The organism is Thermodesulfitimonas sp. (genome assembly GCF_052743955.1).
Genome location: NZ_JBRAIN010000022.1, coordinates 1 through 19,568 on the forward strand (window position 1 = coordinate 1; position 19,568 = coordinate 19,568).

Below are 19,568 nucleotides of genomic sequence, written 5' to 3' on the forward strand. Positions count from 1 at the left end.
TCAAGGGGCCGTGGGAGAGAGAGTTAAAAAAGTCCAGCGGTAGAAGCCGCTGGATGGAGAGATAGAGTTTTTAGCGGAGCTGTTTTCATTATTTCCAGTGGTTATAGGCTTTATACATAATGCGGAATAAATTTTTGGTGGGAATAAAGTACAGGGTGCCAGATGCGGTAGGCATAAGCGGTGCCGGCTTTCCGTAATTATGGTAAGGGCTATCATTTTGTCCGGGGGGAGACAGATGCGGGTAAGCCTGGCGCTTATCATTCTTCCTCTTTTTTTCTGGCTGTTACTTTGTTCCGCTGGGGCTACGGAAGCGCGGTTTGAAGAGGCCAAACTTTCGCCCCGGACAGAGCGTTTCATCTGCCTATTTTATGGGGGTGAACTTACCTGAGCCGGAGGGGCTGGTGCTCTGGAATGCCCTATCGCAGACCCCGGATCAGAGCGGAGCCTACTTGCTAGAGTTAAGGGTTAGAGATTTGAGCCAGGCCCTTTTTGCCGCGCGGGAGGAAAACTTACGGTTTATGAGGGAACGGGCGGCGATCCAGCGGGAGAAGGAGAAATTAGCCCGGCTGCAGCGCGATATGGAACGCCTGGTAAATTCCCGAAAGGAGTATATCCTTCGCCTGACGCGCACGATAAGATGGCTTAAAGCGGTGATTGTATTGATCTTAGGATTGAGCGGTTTCGGTTACCTTTATGAATACCGCTTCTTAAAACGCCGGTTTTTATTATTTAAATAGTTAAGGGACGCCGCTACCGGAGGCCGATATTGGTGGGAGCGCAAGCGCTCCCTTTAATTTTTGTGTCCGTTTTTTTGTTTCTAAGCGGTTTTTAGTAACCATTAAATTCACTTTTTGCGCGCTTGAAAGACTAATTTTGCCCGTTAGGTTAGCGAGCATTTACAGGCCGGAGACGGAAATTTTATATATAATATTTATAAAGACGAGGTAGGATCTGGCGCTGTGCGGGGAATAAAGATTGCGGTTTCCGGTAAGGGTGGGGCGGGCAAGACGACTCTGGCGGCGGCTCTGATCCGGACGTACGCTGCTACCCACCGGCGGGTCTACGCCGTAGACGCCGACCCTGATGCCTCGCTGGCGCTGGCCCTTGGGCTTTTGCCGGAAGAAGCGGCGGGAATCCGGCCGGTTATCGAGCTTAAAGACCAGATCCGGGAGATAATGGGTGGCGAAGGGGAGTTTTTCCGGCTGAACCCGGAGTTGGGCAAGGTGCTCGATGATTTCTGTTACCGGCTGGATAACATTCTCTTTATTCGCATGGGGGAGCTGAAAAAGGCGGGGACGAGCTGTTATTGCCGGGAAAACGCGTTCCTGAACGCGCTGGTTAGCGCGCTGCTTCTCGAACGGGACGAGGTGGTGGTGATGGATATGCCGGCGGGGATTGAGCATCTTTCCCGCGGAACGGCGCGCGGCGTGGACGTGATGGTGATTGTTACGGAGCCCAATGAGCGAAGCATCCATACGGCCAAGCTGGTAGAAAAGCTGGCGGTGGAGATTGGTGTGCCGTGGATCATCGTGGTTGGCAATAAGGTGCGGTCACCGGACGAAGCGGGCAAGGTTGCGGCTACTTTCCCCGGAAAGGTAAAGGGGATGCTTCCATTCGATGAAATGACCTACCAGGGTGGGGAGCCCGGCGGGGAATTTTGGGCGGCAGTAAAAAAGCTAAAAGACGTGCTTGAAGGGGAGAGGGAGCGTGACCACCATTGAGACGCGGGCCCGGGAAATTGTGGCGCGATACAGAGGAAAAGATGGCGTTTTGAATGACATCCTGGAAGATATTCAACAAGAGTTTGGCTATCTGCCGGAGGAAGCTTTGTCTGTGGTAGCTGCGGAGCGCGGGCTTTCTTTAGCGGAAATTTACGGGGTAGCTTCGTTTTACGCGCGTTTCTACTTTACGCCGCGGGGCAAGAACATCATCCAGGTTTGCATGGGGACGGCCTGTCACGTTCGGGGTGCTGCCCGCGTGCTGGCAAAGCTGGAGGAAGGATTGGGCCTTAAGTGTGGTGAGACATCGCCAGATCTAAAATATACCCTCGAAACTGTCAGGTGTGTAGGAGCTTGTGCTCTGGCGCCGGTGGTCGTAATTAATGAGCGGACGCAACAGGTGCTTGATCCTAGTAAGGTTCTATCGGTTCTGAAAAAGGAGTGAGGCTGTTGGCCAGGATTGAAAGCCGGATGGCGCTCGAGGCTCTGGCGAAAAGATTGGCCGCCGAGCGGGCGCAGATTCAGAAGAAAGTCAAAGTCTGCATGGGGACCAGCTGTATGAGCGGCGGTGCGGAGGAGATTTTCCGGACTTTTCAAGCGGAGGTAGAGCGTCAGGGATTGGAGGCGAAGGTGGTCCCGGTGGGGTGCCAGGGCTTCTGCCAGGGCGCGCCAATTGTTTCTATGGAGCCTTACCAGTTCTTTTTTAATAAGGTTTCCGTTTTTGACGTTCCTAAAATAGTTGATATCGCCCTTCGTCGCGGTGTTGAGCTGCCGCAGCATTTCTACCGCGATCCGGAGACGGGTAAGGTTTGCCGGCGGAAGGAGGATATGTCCTTTTACCGTTACCAGACGCGAATTGCTATTATGAAGGACCTTGGCGAAATTAACCCGATGGACATCGAAGACTACATCGCCGTTGGGGGTTATCTCGCTCTGGCTAAGGCGCTCACCGAAATGAATCCGGAAGAAGTAATAGAAGAGGTCAAGAAGTCGGGGCTGAGGGGGCGCGGCGGTGCTGGTTTTCCTACGGGAAGAAAATGGGAAGGGGCGCGCCGGGCACCGGGGGAGAAGAAATACGTCATCTGTAACGGCGACGAGGGCGACCCGGGGGCTTTTATGGACTGCTCGATTATGGAGGGAAACCCGCATTCCGTCTTGGAGGGGATGTTAATCTGCGCTTATGCCATTGGTTCCGATGAAGGCTATATCTACGTTCGCGCTGAGTATCCCCTGGCCGTTAAGCGCCTTGAACTTGCCATAGAGCAGGCCCGGGAACGGGGCCTTTTGGGCGAGCGGATCCTCGGCACGAACTTCAACTTCGACCTGCGCGTGAAGAAAGGGGCGGGCGCGTACGTCTGCGGGGAGTCGACGACGCTGATGATTTCCATTGAGGGGAAGCGCCCTGAGCCACGGGTAACCCCGCCCCGGTCGGTCGAACAGGGGTTATGGGGAATGCCAACGTGTCTCAACAACGTAGAAACCTTCGCGAACATCCCGGCGATTATTCTGAACGGTGGTGACTGGTACGCGCAGTACGGCACCGAAGGGTCCAAAGGGACGAAGACCTTTTGCATCACGGGAAAGACGCGTAACACCGGGCTGATTGAGGTACCGATGGGGATGACCCTTAAGGAAGTTGTTTTTAAAGTGGGCGGCGGTGTTATGGGAGAAGGAAGGTTTAAGGCGGTTCAGACCGGCGGCCCGTCTGGCGGGTGCATCCCTGAGGCGTATCTCGACGCGTCGGTCGATTTCGAGTCGCTCACGCGGCTCGGGTCGATAATGGGTTCCGGTGGGATGGTAGTAGTTGACGACAGAACCTGTATGGTCGACTTTGCCCGGTTTTTCTTGTCTTTTACCCAGAGTGAGTCCTGCGGCAAGTGCCCGCCCTGTCGGATCGGCACTTACGAGATGCTCCAGATACTCAACCGGATTGTGGCTGGTAAAGGAGAAGAGGGGGATATTGAGCGTCTCGAAGCGATCGGGCGGATGGTAAAAAAGACGTCGCTCTGTGGTTTGGGGCAGAGCGCGCCGAATCCGGTGCTTTCGACTATCAAGTATTTTCGGGCGGAATACGAGGCGCATATCCGTCAGAAATACTGTCCGGCCGGTGCTTGCACCAGCCTTGGTAACTATGTAATCGGTGAAGATTGTGTTCTCTGCGGCCTCTGTCAGCAGAGCTGTCCCTACGGTGCGGTACTGGAGGAGCGGGACGGTTTTTATATTGAGAATACGTTGTGTCAGAAATGCGGTACGTGCATCGCGGTCTGCCCGACGAACTGCATCCGCGTTGAACCGGGGGTAAAGGAGGAAGCGGTATGACCGGCGCAACCTGTGTGGTGACGCAAGCGTACGAGGAGTACCTGGCCTTTACCGAGGAGCGCCTGTGTGGGCGTTGCCTCCCCTGTCTGACCGCGGCCCCGCTAATTATCGATATTTTTCGGCGCTTGCGCCGGGGGACCGCAACGTCTGCGGATATTGACCAACTGGCGAAGATCTGCGCCGAGGTTTTTATCACGGCGCTCTGCAAACATGGGCAAGAGGCGGTGGAGAAAATCTCCCGGGTAATCAGCGACCACCGCGCGGCTTTCGAAACGCATGTACGGGATAAACGTTGTCCGGAACGCTCCTGTGAGGAGTTGCTGCGCTACACGATCAATCCCGAGCGTTGCACCGGATGCGGTAAATGCCGGGAGATTTGCCCCGCGGGAGCGGTTGTAGGCGAGTCCTTTATCCCCTTCCGGACGGATAGCCGTCCTTACGTGATCATCGGAAGTAGGTGTACGCGCTGCGGTTTATGCCTGACAGTTTGCGAAGCAAAGGCGATAGAAGTGAGCTGAAGACAAGGGGGAAGCAAAAAGTGGCCGATTCTGTTATCCTGACTATTGATGGCCAGGAAGTTTTGGTTCCCGAAGGGATCACAATTCTGCAAGCCGCAGCGGCAGCCGGAATTGCGATTCCGCACCTTTGCTACTGTCCAGGGCTAAAAGGGACAGGGGCCTGTCGCCTCTGTGTGGTTGAGATTGAAAATGTCCGGGGGCTTGTGGTTTCCTGTATGCGCAAAGTGAGTCCAGGGATGGTTGTCCGGACCGACACTGAGCAGATCCGGGAGGCCAGACGGTTCGTTATCGAGTTATTGCTATCGCGTCATCCGGGGCTCTGCCTGAGCTGCGAGAAAAGCGGCGCCTGTAAATTGCAGCAGTACGCTTACGAACTCGGCATCGAGCGGCCTTCCTTCCCGGTACGCGATCCGGGTTATCCGGTGGATGAGGAGAACCCGTTCATCATCCGCAACTACAATCTGTGTATCCTCTGTGGCCGGTGTGTACGGGTGTGCCGAACGCAGGGGAATGACGTTCTCGACTTCATGCGGCGGGGGATTGAAACCAAGGTGGCGACCCCCCTCGAGAAACCGCTCTTGGAAGCGGGCTGCGACTTCTGCGGCAGCTGCGTGGGGGTTTGTCCTACGGGGGCTTTGATAGAGAAACAGCGGCGCCGCAAGGGGCGCGAGTGGGAGTTCAGTAAAGCTGAGAGCTACTGCGGTTATTGCGGTAGCGCCTGTCGCCTCTACCTAAACCTTAAGCGAAACGAGATTGTAAAAGTCTCTACGGCGGCACCGGCGGATTACCTGTGTGTTCGGGGGCGCTTTGGTTACGGTTATTTGACCAGTAAAGCAAGGCTTACTACGCCTCTTATCCGCAGGAATGGTGAACTGAGGGAAGTGGATTGGGCGGAGGCGCTCGATTTAGTTGGGGCGCGCTTCCGGCAATTACGGGAAAAGTACGGACCGGACGCCATCGGCGGCATCGTGGGTGGCACGGTTACGAACGAGGTCGCTTTTGCCTTTTATAAATTTTTCCGCGAGGGGCTGGGCACCGCGAATGTCGACAGCGGCGTGCGGTTTACCGGCCTTGCGGTGCTGCAGCAGCTCGACCGCATGGTCGGCGGCCCTGATGGCTACGCCTCACTTGCGGATATCGAAAACGCCAAAGTAATTTTGGTGCTCGGTGATGTATGGCGCCGGGTTCCTGCCGTGTGGGGCCAAATTAAGCGGGCGGCCGACAACAAAGCCCAGATCATCTATCTTGGGTTTTATAAAGGACGGCCAACCAGGGTGGCCAAGGTCTGGCTCCGGGCATTTCCCGGCACTGAGCACCTTGTCCTGCAACAACTTGCGGGGGCGGTTTTGGCCCGCCTCGGCGAAGAGCGCTCCCGAATCGAGGTCCTGCCCAATTTCGGTGCCTTCGCGACGGGATTAGCGGCGGCGGAAGGCAGACCTACGGGGGTAGGCCCGGAAGAGATAGCTACGGCGGCGGAAATCTGGGCCGATACCGGGCAAAAGGGTGTTGTGGTTTTGGCGGTGGACGGAATAACCGAAGATACAGCGCGTGCGGTCTGGAACCTGAGCCTCCTGACGGGCAGAACCGCGAAGGCGCTCTTCTTGGGCCATTCGCTGCTCAACGCGCACGGTGTCTGGCGGATGGGGGCGGTTGCTGCTAAAGACGGGGTGATAGGGGAATCTGGGATGATAACCGCGGCAGTGCTTGCCGAGGATTCACCTCTCCGTGGGCTTTACGTCTTAGGGGAAGACCCGGTAGCCTCTTTCCCCGGGTGCGGAAAGGTAAGGGCGCGGCTCGAACGGCTTGAGTTCCTTGTGGTACAGGATCTTTTTCTGACCGAAACGGCCCGCATGGCGGATGTGGTTTTGCCTCTGGCTACCCATATCGAGACCGGCGGGACCGTTTGGAATGTGGAAGGCAAGTTGCGTCAGGGTAAACAGGTATTGCCGGCGAAAATTCCTGTTCCTGTGCAGGTTTTTGCTGAATTGGCGTCGAAAATAGCGCTTGACGCAGGATGTGATTTTGATGTCCAATTAACCGGTGGTAAAGCAGCAGGAGCTGATGTCGGGAAGGGACACTCTTGTAGCGCGCCGTGCCCGGAATTCCTGCCGGTAACGGCGGAGGTGGAGGCACGACAAGAAGGAGAGTTATGGCTTGTGCCTCTTGCTTCCCGCTTCGGCTTTTACGATTATTCCAGAGTGGCGCATACTGATTTACGGCAACTTTCTTACCGTGATGATGGTGTTGCTCTTTCGCTGACGGATGCTGAGAGGTTACAACTGGTGGAAGGTACAAGAGTTAACATCACAAGTTTTTACGGGGCGACCACCGGTGTTGTGCGCATTGATGCCGCACTCATGCCAGGGGTGGTAACCATGCCGGCCTTTGCGGCGCAAACCAATATACTTCTGCCCCCCGGGGTTGCGTGCGGAGCGGTTAAAGTCGAGATCCGGAAATCACAAGAGGAGGCATAAAACTTAAAGCCGTGAACGAGAAAGCACTTACTAATTGCCCAGCCAGCCAGCAGATGCTCGCCAAGACCACCCGGGAAGGGGTGGAAACGGCGTTTCACCGCGCGCTTAAGAAGAAGCCGTGTCCTTACGGGGTTGGCGGCACCTGTTGCCGTATCTGTTATATGGGGCCTTGCCGGGTGAGCGATAATGTTCCGGGTGCGGCTACCGGCGTCTGCGGTGCCACTGCGGAGACAATTGCGGCGCGGAATTTCGGGCGGATGATCGCTGCGGGAGCGGCCGCGCACAGCGACCACGCGCGGGAGGTAGTCCTGACATTCCTGGCGGCGGCGCGTGGGGAGGCGCCTGGTTTTGAGATCCGGGACGAGGAAAAGTTACGGGCCGTCGCAGCAGAACTGGGGATTGAGGCGGCAGGTAAAAACAAAAACCGTCTTGCTGAAGAGGTTGGTTTAAAGCTGCTGGGAGAGTTTGGTCAGCAGGAAGGGGAACTACACTTTATTCGCCGGGCGCCGGCAAAGCGGCAGGAGGTGTGGCAGCGCCTGGGCGTTGTGCCCCGGGGCATCGACCGCGAGGTTGTAGAGATGATGCACCGGACTTCGGTCGGAGTGGATCAGGAGTACGTCCACCTGATGCGCCACGGGATGCGGACTTCGCTGGCTGATGGCTGGGGCGGTTCTATGATTGCCACGGAACTGCAAGACATCCTTTTTGGGACGCCGGTGCCGATCCGGGCTAAGGTGAACCTAGGGGTGCTGAAAGCTGACCAGGTAAATATTATCGTCCACGGTCATGAACCGCTGTTACCCGAGCTTATGGTGGCGGCGGCCAAAGATGAAGAGTTACTGCTTGCGGCGCGCGGGGTTGGTGCCAACGGCATCAATATCGCGGGCATTTGTTGCACCGCGAACGAGATTTTGATGCGCAAAGGGGTTCCGGTGGCCGGGAGCGTGCTGCAGCAGGAATTGGCGATCGCCACCGGGGCGGTTGACGCGATGGTGGTCGACGTTCAGTGTGTGATGCAGGGGCTCGGTATGGTAGCCCGCTGCTACCATACGGAGCTCTTTACTACCTCTTCCCGGGCCCAGATTCCGGGGGCGATCCACCTGGAGTTTAACCACGAAAACGGCTTTGAAGTGGCGCGGGAAATAATCCGGCGGGCTATCACCAACTTCCCCAAGCGCCGAACGGTAGAAATTCCTACTGAAGAGGTAGATCTTGTTGCCGGTTTCAGCCACGAGACGATTAACTACATGCTTGGCGGGCGCTTCCGCGCTTCGTACCGGCCACTTAACGACAATATTATCAACGGTCGCATTCGCGGTGTGGCTGCGGTTGTCGGCTGTTCCAACCCACGGGTGCGTTTCGGTGCCCTTCATACAACCATTGTTCGGGAATTGATCGCCAATAACGTCCTCGTTCTGGTTACCGGATGCGCGGCGATCAACTGCGCGAAGGAGGGGCTCCTTATACCGGAGGCGGCGGAGTTTGCGGGCTCCGGCTTGCAAGAGGTTTGCGAAGCGGTTGGTATGCCACCAGTACTCCACTGTGGCTCGTGCGTCGATAACAGCCGGCTGCTGGTGGCGGGCACGGCGATTGTGAAAGAAGGCGGGTTGGGGGAGGATCTCTCTGAGGTTCCGGTTTGCGGTTGTGCTCCCGAATGGATGAGCGAAAAGGCGATCGCGATCGGCCAGTATTTCGTCACGAGCGGGGTTACGGTTGGTTTCGGTGTAGCCTTCCCCTCAACAGGGAGCGAGAGGTTTTCTAACTACCTTTTCGATGGCATCAGGGAGGATGTGGGCGCTGTCTGGTTCTTCGAACCTGATCCAATGGCGATGGCGCGGCAAATTATCACCATTATAGATGAGAAACGGAAGGCCCTCGGTATCGACGTCGCGAGGGAGCGGGTGCTCTACGATATGGAGATGAGGAGGAGGCTCGAAGTTGTCTAGGATCATTGCGACTGCGGCAATCAGAGGTGCCTACAAGATTGTTGGCCGGGCTGAGGAGTCGTTGCGTCAGGCGCTGGAGACTTACGGGCCGGACGCGCCGGTAGCTTTCCCAAATACGGGGTATTACTTGCCGGTGATCTACGGGATAACGGGCATGGTGGTAGAAAAAGTGGGTGATTTGGTACCGGTTCTCGAACGGGCTAAATCGCTCCTTCCGCCTGTTCCGTCGGAGAGGGTCTGGCTGCCTTACTTGGGTCCGGCGCTGGATGCGGGCATGGCGACCCTGTTTGCCGATGAAATTATCGAAGCGATCAAGTATCTTGAGAGCCCGCCGCCCTATACGATGACTTCTGCACCAACCGGAGATAACCTCTGGCTGGGTGCGGCGGATGACGTTATCTTAAGGAAACGGGGGATCGAGTTCGTTGACGGAACGGCCCCGGGTTTTGCCGCCATCGTCGGCGCTGCGCCGACAAATGAGATTGCGGTAAAGATCGCCCGGGAGCTCCAGGAGAAAAACCTCTACGTTTTCATATCGGCGGAGACTGATGGCCGAAGCTTTGCGGAACAGCTGGCTGAAGAAGGGGTGGAGCTCGGTTGGGAAACCCGGCTTGTTCCCTTCGGCAAGGATATTACCGCAACGGTTTTTTCGCTCGGTTTTGCCGCCCGGGCAGCCATGTCTTTCGGTGGGGTGAAGCCTGGCGATTTCCGCCGCGTCTTACTTTATAACAAAAACCGGATCTTCGCTTTCGTTATCGCGCTCGGTCACGTTGACGACGAGAAATACGCTCAGGCGGCAGGCGCGATCAACTTCGGTTTTCCTTCCATCGCGGATACCAACATTCCGCAGATCCTGCCGACGGGTATCTGCACTTACGAGCACGTGGTTTCCAACGTGCCGCACGACAAGATTGTTAGCCGGGCGATCGAGGTCCGCGGCTTGAAGATCACTGTAACGAAGGTTCCGGTTCCTGTTGCTTACGGTCCGGCTTTCGAGGGTGAAAGCGTTCGCAAAGGCGATATGCACGTGGAGTTTGGCGGCCAGCGGACACCGGCCTTCGAGCTGGTGCGGATGCGGGATGCTGCCGAGGTGGAGGACGGGAAGATCGAGGTTATCGGGCCAGATATTGATACGGTACCCGAAGGTGGGCGGCTACCGCTCGGGATTGTCGTGGACGTTTACGGCCGAAAGATGCAGGAGGATTTTGAGCCGGTACTGGAACGGCGGATCCATCACTTTATTAATTATGCCCAGGGTGTTTGGCACATGGGCCAGCGCGACATTAACTGGCTCCGTATCTCCAAAGCGGCCTTCAAACAGGGCTTCCGGCTACGTCACTTTGGGGATATCCTTTACGCGAAAATGAAGTCGGAGTTCGCCAGCATCCTTGACCGGGTGCAGGTAACCATTTATACCGATGAGGCCAAAGTGCTGGAGATGCGGGAAGAAGCGCGGTGGATTTATGCCCACCGCGACGAACGGCTGAAGGCACTCAGCGACGATACGGTCGATACCTTTTACTCCTGCACCCTCTGCCAGTCGTTTGCGCCCACACATGTATGCGTGGTCCTACCGGAGCGGGTGGGGCTCTGCGGTTCGGTGAGCTGGCTCGACGCCAAAGCGTCTTACGAGATCAACCCGCACGGGAGCAACCAGCCGGTACCAAAGAAGGGTGTTATCGATCCGGTTAAGGGGCAGTGGCAGTCGTGTAACGATTTCATTTTCCAGCATTCGCGCGGCACCATCGAACGGGTTAATTTCTATACGATCATGGAGTATCCGCTCACTTCCTGCGGTTGCTTCGAGGCTGTCATCGTGATGCTTCCCGAATGCAACGGCTTCATGATCGTCAACCGGGAGCACGCGGGGATGACGCCATGCGGGATGACCTTTTCCACGCTGGCCGGGATGATCGGCGGCGGAGTGCAGACGCCGGGGTTTATGGGTATCGGCAAGGCTTACTTGGCTTCGAAAAAGTTTATCATCGCCGATGGGGGCTTGGCCCGCATTGTCTGGATGCCGAAGGACTTTAAAGAGCAGATGCGCCCCGTGCTGGAGGAGCGAGCGGAAGAACTGGGGCTCGGCCGCGACTTTATTGACAAGATCGCCGACGAAACGGTTGGGGTGACGGCGGAGGAAATTCTCCCCTTCCTTGAGGAAAAAGGACACCCGGCGCTAACCATGGATCCATTGTTGTAGGCTGTAATTTTGCTTAAATTTAGAAGAAAGAGGTAGGGATATGGCGCTTACCGGATTAGAGATTTATAAGCTCCTGCCTAAGACTAACTGCAAGGAGTGCGGCCAGCCAACCTGTCTCGCTTTCGCCATGCAGCTTGCTGCGGGTAAAACCTCGCTGGAGAAGTGCCCCCATGTGAGCGAGCAGGCGAAGGAGGTTCTGGGCGCGGCTTCTGCACCGCCTATCGCGCTCGTTAAGATTGGTAGTGGGGAACGGGTGCTCGCGATCGGTAACGAAACGGTGCTTTTCCGGCACGACAAGCGCTTCGAGCACCCGGCAGGAATCGCGATCAAGGTTCCGGACCATCTGCCCCTGGCGGAGCTTACTTCCCGGGTAGAGGCGATTAACCGGCTCTGCTTTGACCGGGTGGGGCAGATGCACTGTGTGGACTTGGTTTTTGTCGAAAACACGTCGGGTGAGCCGGCAACCTTTGCGGCAGCTGTAAAGGCTGTGAAGGAGAAGACAAACCGTGGGATAATTCTGGGCAGCGAGAACCCCGATGCAGTTGCGGCGGCGCTTGGTGGGGTGGCGGCGCAAAGGCCGCTCATTTACGCGGCTACGGCGGCGAATTACGAGAAAATGGCCGCCCTCGCCAAGCAGTACGGGGTGCCCTTAGCGGTAAAAGGGGAGAGTCTGGCGGACCTAGCCGACCTGGTGAACAAGGTTGTGGCTACGGGCGCGAAAGAGCTCGTGCTTGATACGGGCGCTCGTGAGGTGAACCAGGTTCTTGCCGACCAGACGCAGCTCCGGCGGCAGGCCCTCAAACGCTTCCGGCCTTTCGGTTACCCGAGCATTGTCTTCGGGGATGATCCGGACCCGGTCCGGCGGGTTTTGGAGGCGGCGGTGCCGCTCGCTAAGTATGCGGGGATTATTGTTTTGGATACCGTTGACCCCGCGGAAATCCTGCCGCTGATCACGCTGCGCCTAAATATCTATACGGACCCGCAGAAGCCGATTGCGGTGGAGCCGAAGATTTACGAAATCGGGGCCGTCACGCCGCAGTCACCCGTCTTCGTCACTACCAACTTCTCGCTTACCTATTTCTGCGTGGCGGGAGATGTGGAGGCTTCCCGGGTGCCAGGATACATCCTCACCGTCGATACGGACGGCACTTCGGTCTTAACCGCTTGGGCGGCGGGGAAATTTACTCCGGAGAAGATCGCAGCGGCCCTGAACGAGAGCGGGATTGCCGACCGGGTGGGACACCGGAAGGTCATCATCCCCGGCGGCGTGGCGGTTTTGAGCGGCAAACTCCAGGAACTCTCGGGGTGGGAGGTTCTGGTGGGTCCCCGCGAGTCGGCCGGCATTCCAGCGTTTTTAAAACAGTTCTGGACTTAAGGGGGCCGTGATGCCGGGAAAGATGGTTTTTTTCCTCCCGGATAAGCTTTCGGTTACGGTGGAGCCAGGCCAGACGCTTCTCCAGGCAGCAACCAAGGCGGGGATCACGCTACGCGGCGCGTGTGGCGCCAAAGGGGTCTGCGGCCGCTGCCGTGTCCAGGTTAAAAGTGGCAAGGTAAGCCTTTCCGGCCAGGGCAGGGTTACTCCGGAGGAGGAGGCGGCGGGTTGGGTTCTCGCCTGCCTCGCAGTCCCGGAGGATGATGTTACCGTTTACGTTCCCGAGGAATCGAGGCTTACGGAGCACCGCGTGCTTCTCGACGAGCGCGAGTCGGGGGTCTTGACCGTTAGTGAGGCGGAAGAAACCCCCCTGCAGCCTCTTTTCGTACGTCGTCTCGTTACGCTGGCGCCGCCGACGCTGAGCGACAACACGGACGATTACGGACGGCTGACCTGGATCCTCCAGCAACACGGAGAAAGGGCGCCGTTTTGGGTGGGTTACGCCCTGTTGCGCAGCCTCCCGCGGGTGCTACGGGAGGCGAACTGGCAGGCGGCCGTTGAGTTGGCGGCACTCGAGGGCGCAACGGAGATTCAGGGAGTCAGACCCCCTGGCGGCGACCTGGCGGGGCCCTTTGGTCTTGCCGTAGATATCGGGACGACCACGGTGGCGGCAGAGCTAGTAGACCTTGCCACGGGAAGCGTAGTTGCAACGGCGGGAACGTATAACCGCCAGGCGGCCTTCGGGGACGACGTGATTTCGCGAATCATATACGCCACCGAAACCGCCGGCGGCCAGGCGACCCTGCAGACGGCGGTAACGGAGACGATAAACGGGCTGGTCGGCGAATTGCTGCGTCTTCGTGGTTTGGGGCCGGAGGATGTCCGGGCGGTGGTTTGTGCCGGGAACACGACGATGGTGCACCTTTTTCTCGGGATAGATCCAACCTATATCCGCCTCGAACCCTATATCCCAGCGGCTAACATGCCGCCACCAGCCAGAGCCGCTGAGCTGGGTCTTGCTGTGCACCCCGAGGCGTGGGTTTACTGCCTGCCGGGAGTCGCGAGCTACGTCGGTGGCGATATAACGGCAGGAATTAGAGTTTCTGGTATCGCGGCGGCGGAGCCGCTCAGCCTCTTCCTTGATATCGGCACGAACGGGGAGATGGTCCTGGGGAATAAGGAGTGGCTTATGGCCTGTGCCTGCTCGGCGGGACCGGCTTTCGAAGGAAGTGGGATTAGTTGTGGGATGCAGGCGACGCCCGGCGCGATCGAAGCGGTTCGGGTTCTCCCGGGCGGCTTTGAGGTGATTTACCGCACCGTTGGCGGAGAGAAACCGCTCGGCATCTGCGGTTCTGGGCTAATCGAACTGCTATCCTCCCTCTATCAGGCCGGTGTTATCGACCGGGGCGGCCGGTTTATGCCGGGGCAGGAGTCGCCGCGGGTCCGGGAAGGCAGTGAAGGTCCTGAGTTTGTGCTGGCGTGGGAAAATGAGACGAGTGCTGGTAGAGAAATTTTCGTCACGCAGGCCGATATCCAGAACCTGATGCGGGCAAAGGCGGCCATTTTTGCCGGGATCAGGACTCTCTTGGCGAATGTGGGACTGCCGCTCGAGGCGGTAGAGAAAGTTTTTATCGCGGGCGGATTCGGGAAGTTTCTAAATATCCGGGACGCAATTGCAATCGGGATGCTTCCCGATCTACCCCTCGAGCGTTATACTTATATTGGTAATAGTTCCCTTAAAGGGGCACGTTTGGCGCTTCTTTCCCGGACGGCTTGGGAAGAGATGAAGGTGATTGCCAAACGGGTCACTTACGTGGAACTGAGCATCGGCAACCGCTTCATGGAAGAGTTCATGGCGGCGCTCTTCCTGCCGCACACTGATTTAAACCTTTTCCCATCGATAAGATAAGGAACGTGATTGATGTTTATCGCGGTAGCAGGTAAAGGGGGCACAGGGAAGACCACCTTTGTGGCGCTGGTGGTCAAGCACCTGCTCAAAGCAGGAAAGCGGCCCATTTTGGCCGTGGATGCAGACGCTAATGCGAATCTGGCGCAGGCGTTGGGGATTGAAGCCCCTGATTCGATTGCCGATATTATGCGGGCGGTAGCGGAGGACCGTGAGAGCATCCCAGCGGGGATGACTAAGGATAGGTACGTTGCTTACCGGATTCACCAGTCTTTAGCCGAAGGAAAAGACGTGGATGTGCTGGTGATGGGGGGGCCGGAAGGGCCCGGCTGTTACTGTTACGTGAATAATCTCTTGCGTGGTTTCCTCAAAGATTTGGCGGCAAACTACCGCTATATAGTGATGGATAACGAAGCGGGGCTCGAACACTTAAGCCGCCGGACCACCCAGAACGTGGATCTTCTTTTTATCCTTTCTGATGCGACGGTTAGGGGGGTCCGTTCGGCGGGGCGTATCCGGGAGTTGGCTGATAGTTTGAAGTTGGGGATCAAAAGAAAATACCTGGTCGTCAACCGGGGACAGCCCGCCGATATAGATGTGTTGTGGCCGGAAATTGAAGCTACCGGCCTTGAGTATGCAGGGCTAGTTCCTGCGGATCCGGCGGTGACCGAATACGATCTTCACTCCCGGCCACTTGTTTCCCTGCCGGACGATTCACCGGCGGTGGTAGCGGTCGGCGGGATTCTATCGCAAGCCAAAATTTTGTAGGAAGGTTGGGGTAACGATGACGGTGGCGATCGCCAAGGAGCGGTGGGCCAGCAGGTGTCTTGAGACGGTTCTCGGCACCGGCCCGAAACAGGTTAAGGTGGGGGGTGACGCGACCCTGCCCTTCCTCCACTTTGAAGGGGAGATTCCGAACCCTCCGGTGGTGGCGCTTGAGGTTTTTGATGCGCCGCCCCAGGAATGGCCGGAGTTCCTGACCGGGGCTTACGAAGGGGTTCTAAGCGACCCGGTAGCCTGGGCGAAAAGGTGCCAGGATTACGGGGCCGACCTGGTAGCGCTGCGGCTGACGCGCACCCACCCGGACGGGGAAAATGCCTCACCCGAGGAGGCGGCGCGGGTGGCGGCTGCGGTGGCTGAAGCGGTTGAGGTACCGCTCGTTGTCCTTGGCTGCGGCGTGGAGGAAAAAGATGCCGTGGTTCTGCCGGAGGTGGCTAGCGCCTTGTCTGGCAGGAATTGCCTCCTCGGCTGCGCGACCCAGGAGAACTACAAGTCGATCGTTGCTGGCTGTATCGCCAACGGACATGCGGTAATCGCCTCCAGCCCGATTGATATTAACCTGGCAAAGCAGCTCAACATCCTGATCACCGAGATGAACCTGGAGCCTAACCGGATCGTGATCGACCCCTCGATCGGTGCTCTTGGTTACGGAATCGAGTATGCCTACTCGATCATTGAGCGGGTGCGTACTGGGGCGCTGAGGGGAGACAAGATGCTTTCCATGCCGGTGATCCTGTTGGTTGGGCAGGAAGTTTGGAAGACCAAGGAGGCGAAGACACCCGACACGGCGGAGTGGGGGGAGCATAAGAAGCGGGCCATTTTGTGGGAAATAACCACGGCTGTCTCCCTCATTCACGCCGGCGGTCACATTGCCGTGGTGCGCCACCCGGAATCGTTGCAGTACATCAAGGAGCATATTGCCAAGATGATGCAGCCGCAGAAATATTAAGAGGAGGCGAGAATGATGATTTTAATCGGCGAGCGCATCAACGGGATGTTCAAAGATATCCGCGAGGCGATTATAAACCGCGACCCGGAGCCCGTTAAAAGACACGCCATCCTGCAGACGCAGAACGGCGCGCGATATCTCGATATCAATACCGGCCCAACAGTAGCAGCGGAAGACCAGCCGGCGGCAATGGAGTGGCTGGTAAAGGTGGCGCAAGAAGCAAGTCCACTGCCGTGCTGTATCGACTCTACGAACCCGGATGCCATCGAGGCGGGGCTGAAAGTCCACCGGGGTAAGGCGATGATCAACTCCACCACCGCCGACCAGTGGAAGATGGATATTTACTTCCCGATGGCGGCCAAATACGGCGCGGCCATCATCGGACTGGCGATGAACGAAAAAGGCGTCCCGAAAGACGCGCACGACCGGTTGGCGCTGGCGATGGAGTTAGTAGCCAATGCAGATGCCCACGGGATTCCGTTAGATGAGCTGTACATCGACCCCCTCGTGTTACCGGTGAATGTAGCCCAAGACCACGGACCGGAAGTCCTGGAGGTTATCCGGCGGGTGAAGCTCCTGGCGACTCCGGCGCCGCGGACGGTCGTAGGTCTTTCAAATATTTCCCAGTGTTGCCCGAACCGGCCGCTCATCAACCGTACCTTCCTGGCGATGGCGATGGCTTGCGGGTTGGATGCGGCCATTGCGGATGTAGAGGACAGCGAGTTGGTGGACGTTGCCGCTACGGCAAGCATTCTCTTAAATAAGGAGATCTATTGCGATTCTTATCTCAAGACCTTCCGGCAGCGTTAAAAAGTAATCCCCCAATGTAGGGGGGGTTTTTACTACGTCATATAGAGGGGGATTTTGGCGGTGAACGGGATTCTGAAAAAAAAAGTCCTGGCGCCAGCCGTAAAGCTTATCGAGGTTGAGAATCACCTGATTGCCAAGAAGGCACAACCGGGCCAGTTCGTGATCCTGCGGGTCTATGAAAAAGGGGAACGGATACCCCTGACGATTTCGGACTACGACCGGGAGAAGGGAACAATTACTATCATTTTCCAAGAAGTTGGTAAAACCACCACGCTTCTTGGGCGGTTGGGAGAAGGGGACCACATCCTCGACCTGGTAGGGCCTCTCGGTAAACCTACCGACCTCGAGGGGTTGCAGCGGGTGGTTGTCGTCGGCGGCGGACTTGGGACGGCACTGGTATTTTCCCAGGTCAAGGAGTTGCACAGACGAGGGACGAAAGTTGACTGCATCATCGGCGCCCGCAACAAGGACCTGATCATCCTCGAAGAGGAGATTAAGCCCTACTGCGCAAACCTCTATATCGCTACGGATGATGGTTCCAAGGGGTATAAGGGATTTGTTACCGACGTTTTGAAAAGATTGCTCGACGAAGGAAACAGGTACGACCGGGCAATCGCCGTCGGCCCACTCATCATGATGAAGGTGGTGAGCAACCTTACGCGGCAGTACGGGTTGCCGACGGTAGTGAGCATGAACCCGATAATGGTGGACGGCACGGGAATGTGTGGCTGCTGCCGGCTTACGGTGGGCGGCCAGACGAAGTTCGCCTGCGTTGACGGGCCGGAGTTCGACGGCCACCTGGTTGACTTTGACGAGGTGATCAAGCGAACGGTCATGTACCGGGAAGAAGAGAAAACGGCCATGGAGCTGCTCCAGCGTAGCTTGAAGGAGAGAGTTTGATGGCGGAGCCTAAGCGTAAGCCCAACCTGGCAAAGACCAAGGTGCCGATGCCGGCGCAGGACCCGCAGGTCAGGATTAAGAATTTCGACGAGGTTGCTCTCGGCTACACTCCCGAGCAGGCGGTGGAAGAAGCCCGGCGCTGTCTCCGATGCAAGGAACCGCGGTGTATACAAGGTTGTCCGGTAAACGTAAAAATTCCTGAGTTTATTATGCTCATTGAAGAGGGGAAGTTTCTTGAGGCCTATTATAAAATCCTAGAAACCAACAACCTACCGGCGATCTGCGGGCGGGTCTGTCCCCAGGAGAACCAGTGCGAAAAACATTGTTTACGGGGAGAAAAAGGGGAACCGGTCGCGATTGGCCGGCTCGAGCGCTTTGCGGCCGATTACGCGGCTTCTTGCGGGGAACCCCGCCACGAGCCTACGAACTCTGCCCCGCCAAAAGGGAAGGTTGCGGTAATCGGCTCCGGACCGGCCGGTCTTACCTGCGCTGCCGACCTCGCCAAAATGGGTTACCAGGTAACTATATTCGAAGCGTTCCATACCCCCGGAGGGGTTCTGGTTTACGGGATTCCGGAGTTCAGGCTGCCGAAGCGCGTGGTGCAGCGGGAGATTGACAACCTGAGAAAGCTCGGCGTAGAGATTCAAACCAACATGGTAATCGGTAAGATCCTGAGTGTTGACGAGCTTTTCTCAGAGGGCTACGACGCGATTTTTATCGGCACCGGGGCGGGACTGCCGCAGTTTTTACGGATACCCGGGGAAAATCTCAACGGGGTGTTCTCAGCCAACGAGTTTTTGACCCGCATTAACCTGATGCGGGCTTACCGGTTTCCCGAATACGATACGCCCATCAAGATCGGCCGACGGGTGGCCGTTATCGGCGGTGGCAACGTGGCGATGGATGCGGCGCGTTGTGCGCTCAGGCTAGGTGCCGCGAAGGTTTACATCGTTTACCGGCGTTCGGAAGAAGAAATGCCGGCGCGGCGGGAAGAGATTCACCACGCTAGGGAAGAAGGAGTCGAGTTCAAGCTGCTTACCAATCCCGTACGTATCCTGGGTGATGATAACGGTTGGGTCAAGGGTCTTGAGTGTGTGACGATGGAGCTTGGTGAGTCCGATGCTTCGGGAAGGAGAAGACCGGTTCCTAAAGCCGGGTCGGAGCATTGCCTTGAGGTGGAAACGGTGATCATTGCGATTGGTACTACCCCCAACCCGCTTATTGCTGACACCACACCTGGGCTTAAACTCACGAAGTTCGGGGGGATAGTAGTAGACGAAACGACCGGCCAGACCAGCCGGCCTGGGGTTTTTGCTGGTGGTGATAGCGTAACGGGGGCGGCAACGGTGATTCTGGCAATGGGGGCAGGGAAAAGGGCGGCTAAGGCGATAGACGCCTACCTTGCTGCCGGGAGATAATCGCCAGAAGGTCTGCGCCTGTTTAGGAGAAGGAATCTTTTGCCAGAACTTTCGACGGTCTCTGGAGGATGGAGTATTGCTTTTCTTACTTTTTTTAGCTATAATACGTAAGGGTGAAATACCAGGGAGTTTCCCTGGTTTTCTTTTTCGGTGTATCTGGCCAGCCAGAGGAGGATAAAATTTAAAGGACTTTCCGGGTGGGTGCCGAATACCTTGATTTGTGCCGAATGCCTTGATTTACTTTATGTTTAATAAACT

16 protein-coding genes are annotated in these 19,568 nt (G+C 57.1%); all 16 read left to right on the forward strand.

The genetic code is table 11. The annotated features are described in order from the left end of the window. The first annotated feature begins 235 nt into the window (after positions 1-235). Complete coding sequence (locus tag ACUVTA_RS03065) at positions 236-388, forward strand: hypothetical protein (RefSeq protein WP_445951513.1); 153 nt, start codon at positions 236-238, stop codon at positions 386-388. A 61-nt stretch (positions 389-449) separates the two neighbouring features. Further along, positions 450-737, forward strand: a complete 288-nt coding sequence (locus tag ACUVTA_RS03070; protein WP_445951514.1) for a hypothetical protein — start codon at positions 450-452, stop codon at positions 735-737. 222 nt (positions 738-959) lie between these two features. Then, the gene (locus ACUVTA_RS03075) at positions 960-1,721 is read left to right on the forward strand and encodes an ATP-binding protein (protein WP_445951515.1); all 762 of its coding nucleotides are present in this window, start codon (positions 960-962) and stop codon (positions 1,719-1,721) included. Then, entirely contained in the window at positions 1,708-2,163 is a 456-nt protein-coding gene (locus ACUVTA_RS03080) for an NADH-quinone oxidoreductase subunit NuoE family protein (protein ID WP_445951516.1), read from the forward strand. Before ACUVTA_RS03075 ends, ACUVTA_RS03080 begins: the two co-directional genes overlap by 14 nt. Positions 2,164-2,189: 26 nt before the next feature. After that, entirely contained in the window at positions 2,190-4,037 is a 1,848-nt protein-coding gene (locus tag ACUVTA_RS03085; RefSeq protein WP_445951528.1) for an NADH-ubiquinone oxidoreductase-F iron-sulfur binding region domain-containing protein, read from the forward strand. Beyond that, the gene (locus tag ACUVTA_RS03090; RefSeq protein WP_445951517.1) at positions 4,034-4,555 is read left to right on the forward strand and encodes an NADH-ubiquinone oxidoreductase-F iron-sulfur binding region domain-containing protein; all 522 of its coding nucleotides are present in this window, start codon (positions 4,034-4,036) and stop codon (positions 4,553-4,555) included. The genes ACUVTA_RS03085 and ACUVTA_RS03090 overlap by 4 nt, the downstream gene beginning before the upstream one ends. Before the next feature lie 20 nt (positions 4,556-4,575). Further along, the gene (locus ACUVTA_RS03095) at positions 4,576-7,029 is read left to right on the forward strand and encodes a molybdopterin-dependent oxidoreductase (RefSeq protein WP_445951518.1); all 2,454 of its coding nucleotides are present in this window, start codon (positions 4,576-4,578) and stop codon (positions 7,027-7,029) included. Between the two features lie 11 nt (positions 7,030-7,040). After that, complete coding sequence (cooS, locus tag ACUVTA_RS03100) at positions 7,041-8,975, forward strand: anaerobic carbon-monoxide dehydrogenase catalytic subunit (protein ID WP_445951519.1); 1,935 nt, start codon at positions 7,041-7,043, stop codon at positions 8,973-8,975. After that, positions 8,968-11,175: an acetyl-CoA decarbonylase/synthase complex subunit alpha/beta gene (gene acsB, locus ACUVTA_RS03105; RefSeq protein ID WP_445951520.1), complete on the forward strand. Its 2,208-nt coding sequence runs from the start codon at positions 8,968-8,970 to the stop codon at positions 11,173-11,175. The genes cooS and acsB overlap by 8 nt, the downstream gene beginning before the upstream one ends. 40 nt (positions 11,176-11,215) lie before the next feature. Beyond that, positions 11,216-12,550, forward strand: coding sequence for an acetyl-CoA decarbonylase/synthase complex subunit gamma (gene acsC / locus ACUVTA_RS03110; protein ID WP_445951521.1), 1,335 nt, complete (start codon positions 11,216-11,218; stop codon positions 12,548-12,550). Between the two features lie 10 nt (positions 12,551-12,560). Then, positions 12,561-14,456 carry an ASKHA domain-containing protein gene (locus ACUVTA_RS03115; protein WP_445951522.1) on the forward strand — a complete coding sequence of 632 codons (1,896 nt, stop codon included), beginning with the start codon at positions 12,561-12,563 and terminating at the stop codon, positions 14,454-14,456. Between the two features lie 12 nt (positions 14,457-14,468). Next, positions 14,469-15,221, forward strand: coding sequence for an ATP-binding protein (locus tag ACUVTA_RS03120; RefSeq protein ID WP_445951523.1), 753 nt, complete (start codon positions 14,469-14,471; stop codon positions 15,219-15,221). Between the two features lie 16 nt (positions 15,222-15,237). Continuing rightward, on the forward strand, positions 15,238-16,182 hold the full coding sequence (locus ACUVTA_RS03125) for an acetyl-CoA decarbonylase/synthase complex subunit delta (protein WP_445951524.1): 945 nt from the start codon (positions 15,238-15,240) through the stop codon (positions 16,180-16,182). Between the two features lie 12 nt (positions 16,183-16,194). Continuing rightward, positions 16,195-16,992 (forward strand): methyltetrahydrofolate cobalamin methyltransferase, encoded by a 798-nt coding sequence (locus ACUVTA_RS03130; RefSeq protein WP_445951525.1) that lies wholly within the window; start codon positions 16,195-16,197, stop codon positions 16,990-16,992. 60 nt (positions 16,993-17,052) lie between these two features. Next, positions 17,053-17,892 (forward strand): sulfide/dihydroorotate dehydrogenase-like FAD/NAD-binding protein, encoded by an 840-nt coding sequence (locus ACUVTA_RS03135; protein WP_445951526.1) that lies wholly within the window; start codon positions 17,053-17,055, stop codon positions 17,890-17,892. Continuing rightward, the gene (gltA, locus tag ACUVTA_RS03140; protein WP_445951527.1) at positions 17,892-19,310 is read left to right on the forward strand and encodes an NADPH-dependent glutamate synthase; all 1,419 of its coding nucleotides are present in this window, start codon (positions 17,892-17,894) and stop codon (positions 19,308-19,310) included. The genes ACUVTA_RS03135 and gltA overlap by 1 nt, the downstream gene beginning before the upstream one ends. Positions 19,311-19,568: the final 258 nt, after the last annotated feature.

Bases quoted from the DNA above. Each gene is read 5' to 3' on its own strand.
- ACUVTA_RS03065 (WP_445951513.1), top strand. From the start codon at position 236: ATGCGGGTAAGCCTGGCGCTTATCATTCTTCCTCTTTTTTTCTGGCTG.
- ACUVTA_RS03085 (WP_445951528.1), top strand. From the start codon at position 2,190: ATGGCGCTCGAGGCTCTGGCGAAAAGATTGGCCGCCGAGCGGGCGCAG.
- ACUVTA_RS03090 (WP_445951517.1), top strand. From the start codon at position 4,034: ATGACCGGCGCAACCTGTGTGGTGACGCAAGCGTACGAGGAGTACCTG.
- acsC (WP_445951521.1), top strand. From the start codon at position 11,216: ATGGCGCTTACCGGATTAGAGATTTATAAGCTCCTGCCTAAGACTAAC.
- ACUVTA_RS03115 (WP_445951522.1), top strand. From the start codon at position 12,561: ATGCCGGGAAAGATGGTTTTTTTCCTCCCGGATAAGCTTTCGGTTACG.
- ACUVTA_RS03120 (WP_445951523.1), top strand. From the start codon at position 14,469: ATGTTTATCGCGGTAGCAGGTAAAGGGGGCACAGGGAAGACCACCTTT.
- ACUVTA_RS03125 (WP_445951524.1), top strand. From the start codon at position 15,238: ATGACGGTGGCGATCGCCAAGGAGCGGTGGGCCAGCAGGTGTCTTGAG.
- ACUVTA_RS03130 (WP_445951525.1), top strand. From the start codon at position 16,195: ATGATGATTTTAATCGGCGAGCGCATCAACGGGATGTTCAAAGATATC.
- gltA (WP_445951527.1), top strand. From the start codon at position 17,892: ATGGCGGAGCCTAAGCGTAAGCCCAACCTGGCAAAGACCAAGGTGCCG.